The organism is Muriicola sp., assembly GCF_049669965.1.
In the GTDB taxonomy this organism is placed as follows: Bacteria; Bacteroidota; Bacteroidia; order Flavobacteriales; family Flavobacteriaceae; genus Muriicola.
Genome location: NZ_JBATLB010000293.1, coordinates 1 through 5,944 on the forward strand (window position 1 = coordinate 1; position 5,944 = coordinate 5,944).

Below are 5,944 nucleotides of genomic sequence, written 5' to 3' on the forward strand. Positions count from 1 at the left end.
TTTTATAGCAAGTACCCTTATTTTTTCAGTACAACAGGGTCATTTGTCCTCTGTCCCTGCTAAGGTTGACTCCTCTGACCTTAACACCGATAAAAGTGTCGCAGAAGAATACAGGATCACTTCTATAGAAATTCCGAAAGACTTGAATTTTGCAGGAGAATCTGTGCCGCAAAAAGATCCTGAAATCATGGAGCGAATAGACCGGGAATTTTTGGTCAATACCTATTGGCAGTCTAATGCGGTATTACTGATGAAACGAGCCAATAAATTTTTTCCGGTCATAGAACCTATTCTGGCTAAAAATGGCATTCCGGATGATTTTAAATATTTAGCCGTTGCCGAAAGTGGCCTACAAAATGTGGTTTCTCCTGCAGGAGCAGCCGGATTCTGGCAGATCATGAAAGCCACAGGGAAAGAATATGGTCTGGAAGTGAATTCGAATATAGACGAGCGGTATCACCTCGCATTGTCTACTCAGGTGGCATGCGACTATCTGAAAAAGAATAAGGAACGTTACGGCAGCTGGACGCTTGCTGCAGCTTCCTACAATGCCGGTGCAGGGGCCATCAACAAATATATGGGCATACAACAGGCAACGGATTATTACGATCTTCTTTTGGGAGATGAGACCGGGCGTTATGTTTTCAGGATCATGGCCATCAAAGAGATTCTTTCACATCCTGAAAAATACGGTTTTGAATTGGGGGAGAAGGACCTGTATGAAACGGTGCCTACGTTTACAGTATCTATCAATGAGCCTGTTGAAGACTTTGCTACCTTCGCTAAGAACTATGAGATCAACTATAAGATCCTTAAAAGACATAATCCGTGGCTGCGCGAACCTCATTTAAACAATGCCTCAGGTAAGAAATATACCATAGAGATCCCTAATAAAGGATACTATACCACTGCCCGATAAAAGAATTGAAGTTTAAATAAAAAACAAAGATCTGAGGTGCAAACTATCAGATCTTTTTCATTTGTTGCTGCATCATTTTGATTTGCTCCGTCAACATATTGTTTTTATCAAGCTTTTTGGCTTCCTGGAGCAAGGTGGTTGCCTCTCGCTTTCTTCTTTTTTGCATCGCTATCCCTGCAAGGCTCAATTTAGCCATGGCAAGATCGTAATCCATATTTAAACCAAGTTTCAGAGCTTTTTTAAAATATTTTTCAGCCTGGGTAAGGTTTTTTTGTGAGTAGATAATCCCAAAGAGATAGTTGTAGTACCCTTGTTGTTTGGAGGTAAGGGCGGCTTCGGGATTTTTTATCCTTTCTAACCACTTTTCGGTTCCTGCCATATCCTGTTTACGCATTCTCAGAAAGGCAAGTAGGATAAATTCATTTCTGAAATACAGAAATACAAAGATCAGGGAAAGCAAGATCAAAAAGATTCCGTTCCCAATAGAACCCTCCACAAATTGATAGATTGCATAGGCAACAATTAATGCTGTAATGACCAGTTTAATATTTTTGTTGAACATAAATGCTTATTGAATTAATTCGTAAGTAACTGTAGATGAGATGGTTGTTGGGATCTTTTGGTCGCCCATTTGTGTAATGGTAGAATATCCCTTAGAATTCCCTTCTACCTTCATTTTTAGGATAAATCCGGACTGTAGATCTGTAGTAATACTAGTATCCTGAGTGCCATCTAAGATCATTGTGGTGGCCGGTTCCTTTATTTCCATTAAAATAGTTGCTACCCCGCTTATTTTGGCGTTCTGGCCAGTGACCGAATCTAATTTCCAGACATTCTGAGCAGTTAATTTGCCCGTATAGATATTCTCCCAGGTGTCACCGACATTAATACTTTTGTCGGGATATATGTAAGTCATTTGCTTGTAACTGTTTGACAGGGCCTCGGATCCAAATTCTTTCTTTAGTGATGCCCTCATCATATTCAACGAAAAATCGTCCTGAAGTCCTGATGCTTCTGTCATCTTTACGACCAGGCTATCTCCTCCCTGCACTTCCAGGATATCTCCGTTGTGGGCAAGTACCACGTGAATTGGAACGTTTAACAAACTATTAAAGATCCGCGATTGTATATTATCCGGATCAACTTCCCTGGCGTGTACGTCCATTAAAACTCCCTGTATGCTGGAAGTCATGGTCATGATCAGATCCTCGAAGGTGATGTCTATGGCATAGGAATCTGCGTTTTTATCGACCACTTTAAATTGCATTACGCCGCTGATGTCGTTCACAATTTCATGAGAAGCGCCCTCTATTTCCTGCACAATAGCCTGTCTGGCAACTTGTTTAACAAGAAACACATCTCCTTTATTTAGATTGTATTTCAGTGTTTCCTGTGCCAGAATATTTGGAAACACGGCTAAACCTAAGAGGGTAAGGATTATAATTTTAAATTTCATGAGATCTACAACAATAGAATGCTGCAAAAGTACTAAAAACAATCGAAAATATTTTTCCGAATCCATTTGGCAAAGCAAAAACTCTTCGTATATTTGCGCCCAGATTTTGGAAAACTAAATCGGTATTTACTACCCGAATTACAAAACAAAAATAGCATGAAAAGAACATATCAACCGTCTAAACGCAAGCGCAGGAATAAACATGGTTTTAGGGAGCGTATGGCTTCGGTCAACGGAAGAAAGGTTCTTGCTAGAAGAAGAGCTAAAGGAAGAAAAAAACTGACTGTTTCCTCTGAGCCGAGACACAAAAAATAATGACTGAAAATCAACAATATCAAGGTGTTACTTTTTTAAAGTAGCACCTTTTTTTTTATCAAATATGTACTAAACGCAAAGAAAAGGAAGTTATGCCAAAAAGAGAAGACCTCAAATCTATTTTAATTATTGGTTCTGGCCCCATCATTATAGGACAAGCTTGTGAATTTGATTATTCGGGTTCCCAAGCCCTGCGGTCACTGCGGGAAGACGGAATAGAAACCATACTGATCAACAGCAATCCGGCCACCATCATGACCGATCCTTCCATGGCAGATCATATATATCTTCTCCCTTTAACCACTAAGTCAATTATTGAGGTTCTCAAAAAGCATCCTAATGTAGATGCGGTGCTGCCTACCATGGGTGGGCAGACTGCGCTTAACCTTTGTATTGAGGCGGGAGATAAGGGCATTTGGGAAGATTTCAATGTAAAGATCATTGGCGTAGATATCGATGCCATCAATATCACCGAAGACAGGGAAAAATTCCGAAAACTCATGTTGGAGATAGGAATAGGAATGGCACCTCAGTCTACAGCCACCTCATTCCTTGAAGGAAAGGAAATTGCACAGGAATTTGGTTTTCCATTGGTGATCCGTGCTTCATATACCCTGGGAGGTGCGGGAGCTTCCATCGTATACAGACCAGAAGATTTTGACGAATTACTAAGCAGAGGTCTTGAAATATCTCCTATCCACGAGGTGATGATAGACAAGGCACTAATGGGCTGGAAAGAATACGAATTAGAATTACTCAGGGACAAAAATGACAATGTTGTAATTATTTGTACCATAGAAAACATGGATCCGATGGGAATCCACACCGGGGATTCTATTACCGTGGCCCCTGCAATGACCTTATCGGATAGAACTTTTCAGCGTATGCGGGACATGGCGATACACATGATGCGTAGTATTGGAGATTTTGCCGGAGGGTGTAATGTGCAATTTGCAGTAAGTCCTGATGAAAAAGAGGACATCATTGCAATAGAGATCAACCCAAGGGTATCTCGTTCATCGGCCCTTGCCTCCAAGGCAACAGGATATCCTATCGCAAAGATCGCCGCTAAACTGGCAATTGGGTACTCCCTGGATGAATTAGAGAACCAAATAACAAAATCTACTTCTGCCTTGTTCGAACCAACGCTAGACTATGTGATCGTAAAGATCCCGCGATGGAATTTCGACAAGTTTGAAGGATCGGACAGAACACTTGGACTACAGATGAAATCGGTAGGAGAGGTCATGGGCATTGGGCGGTCCTTTCAGGAGGCATTACACAAGGCAACCCAGTCTCTGGAGATCAAACGTAATGGATTAGGAGCCGATGGAAAAGGGTATACCAATTACGAACAGATCATCAGTAAACTTACCATCCCCAGCTGGGACAGGGTCTTTGTGATCTATGACGCTATTCAGTTAGGGATTCCGTTAAGCAGGATCCACGAGATCACCAAGATAGATATGTGGTTTTTAAAACAGTATGAGGAACTGCACTTTTTAGAACAGGAAATTTCTAAGTACACCGTGGAGAACCTGCCCAAAGAATTGCTTTTAGAAGCAAAACAAAAGGGATTTGCAGACAGGCAGATTGCGCATATGCTCGACTGTTACGAGAGTGAGGTACATAAAAAACGAACTGATCTTGGGATCAACAGGGTTTATAAACTGGTAGATACCTGCGCCGCAGAATTTAAGGCAATGACCCCTTACTACTATTCTACCTTTGAGGAACAAATTGAAACGGCCGATGGAAACAGGTTTGTAGCCAACGACAGTATCGTCACCGACAAGAAGAAGATAGTGGTCCTTGGTTCCGGACCCAATAGGATAGGGCAGGGGATAGAATTCGATTATTGTTGTGTTCACGGCGTGCTGGCCGCCGCAGAGTGTGGCTATGAGACCATTATGATCAACTGTAACCCTGAAACTGTCTCAACCGACTTTGATACGGCAGACAAGCTCTATTTTGAGCCAGTGTTCTGGGAACATATTTACGATATCATTTTGCACGAAAAACCGGAAGGGGTGATTGTGCAATTAGGCGGCCAAACGGCCCTTAAGCTAGCAGAAAAATTAGACAAGTACGGCATCAAGATCATGGGAACCAGCTTTAAGTCGCTCGATCTCGCCGAGGACCGCGGAAGTTTTTCCAGATTGCTAAAAGAGAACAACATCCCTTATCCAGAATTTGGGGTGGCCGAAAGCGCGGACGAAGCCATTGAATTATCCAAAGAATTGAATTTCCCTCTATTGGTGCGTCCATCCTATGTCTTAGGCGGACAAGGAATGAAAATTGTCATCAATAAGGAAGAATTGGAATCGCATGTTGTAGACTTACTCCAAAAGATCCCCAATAACAAATTACTGCTAGATCATTATCTGGATGGTGCCATAGAAGCTGAAGCCGATGCCATCTGCGATGGGAAAGAGGTCTATATTATTGGAATCATGGAGCACATAGAACCCTGTGGGATCCATTCCGGAGATTCTAATGCTACCCTGCCTCCGTTTAACCTGGGAGAATTTGTAATGCAGCAGATCAAGGATCATACAAAAAAGATCGCCTTGGCATTAAATACAGTTGGACTTATCAATATACAGTTTGCCATTAAAGACGATGTAGTGTATATCATAGAGGCCAACCCAAGAGCTTCCCGTACTGTTCCTTTTATTTCGAAGGCCTATGGAGAACCCTATGTAAATTTTGCGACCAAGGTAATGTTGGGTGAGAAGAAGATCAAAGATTTCACCTTTAACCCAAAATTGGAAGGATATGCCATAAAACAACCGGTATTCTCCTTTAATAAGTTCCCCAATGTCAATAAGAACCTGGGCCCTGAAATGAAGAGTACCGGGGAGAGTATACTATTTATAGACAGCCTGAAGGACGATGAGTTCTACAACCTGTATACCCGAAGGAAAATGTATTTAAGCAAATAGGAAAACAGTTTTTCTATTGGGATGAATTCACTTAGGCTTCCCACTCCGTATGGAAAATACCATCCTTATCAGTTCTTTCGTAGGTATGAGATCCGAAGTAGTCTCGTTGTGCCTGAATAAGGTTTAAAGGCAGGCGCCCGGAAGTATAGGCATCAAAATAAGTAAGGGAATTAGACAGTCCCGGTAATGGGATTCCGTTGAGTGCCCCATAAGACACTAATTGGCGGGCAGCATCTAGTGTTTCTTTGATCTCCTTAGAGAAAGCCGGATCTAACAAAAGGTTGGAAAGTTGTTTATTCCCTTGAAAAG

At 41.8% G+C, this 5,944-nt stretch carries 5 protein-coding genes and 1 pseudogene; 3 read left to right on the forward strand and 3 right to left on the reverse strand.

The features are described 5' to 3' along the window. The coding region (locus WBM49_RS14285) for a lytic transglycosylase domain-containing protein (protein WP_424372722.1) at window positions 1–919 on the forward strand (919 nt) is incomplete at its 5' end. A gap of 46 nt (window positions 920–965) precedes the next feature. Here the strand turns inward: WBM49_RS14285 and WBM49_RS14290 are convergent. Both WBM49_RS14290 and WBM49_RS14295 read right to left on the reverse strand, forming a co-directional pair. After that, on the reverse strand, window positions 966–1,481 hold the full coding sequence (locus WBM49_RS14290) for a DUF2892 domain-containing protein (RefSeq protein ID WP_424372723.1): 516 nt from the start codon (window positions 1,479–1,481) through the stop codon (window positions 966–968). A 6-nt stretch (window positions 1,482–1,487) separates the two neighbouring features. Further along, window positions 1,488–2,417, reverse strand: a complete 930-nt coding sequence (locus tag WBM49_RS14295; protein WP_424372724.1) for a DUF6263 family protein — start codon at window positions 2,415–2,417, stop codon at window positions 1,488–1,490. A 114-nt stretch (window positions 2,418–2,531) separates the two neighbouring features. Between WBM49_RS14295 and rpmH the strand changes: the two genes are divergently transcribed. After that, complete coding sequence (rpmH, locus tag WBM49_RS14300) at window positions 2,532–2,690, forward strand: 50S ribosomal protein L34 (protein ID WP_424372725.1); 159 nt, start codon at window positions 2,532–2,534, stop codon at window positions 2,688–2,690. 92 nt (window positions 2,691–2,782) lie between these two features. After that, on the forward strand, window positions 2,783–5,635 hold the full coding sequence (gene carB, locus WBM49_RS14305; protein WP_424372726.1) for a carbamoyl-phosphate synthase large subunit: 2,853 nt from the start codon (window positions 2,783–2,785) through the stop codon (window positions 5,633–5,635). Between the two features lie 31 nt (window positions 5,636–5,666). On the opposite strand, the pseudogene WBM49_RS14310 reads toward carB, so the two are convergent. Continuing rightward, window positions 5,667–5,944: pseudogene (locus WBM49_RS14310) on the reverse strand (NADP-dependent phosphogluconate dehydrogenase); the annotation flags it as partial.

What these genes read in the sequence shown, in the direction of transcription:
- WBM49_RS14290 (WP_424372723.1), bottom strand. Translation starts at nt 1,481, where the DNA reads ATGTTCAACAAAAATATTAAACTGGTCATTACAGCATTAATTGTTGCC.
- rpmH (WP_424372725.1), top strand. Translation starts at nt 2,532, where the DNA reads ATGAAAAGAACATATCAACCGTCTAAACGCAAGCGCAGGAATAAACAT.
- carB (WP_424372726.1), top strand. Translation starts at nt 2,783, where the DNA reads ATGCCAAAAAGAGAAGACCTCAAATCTATTTTAATTATTGGTTCTGGC.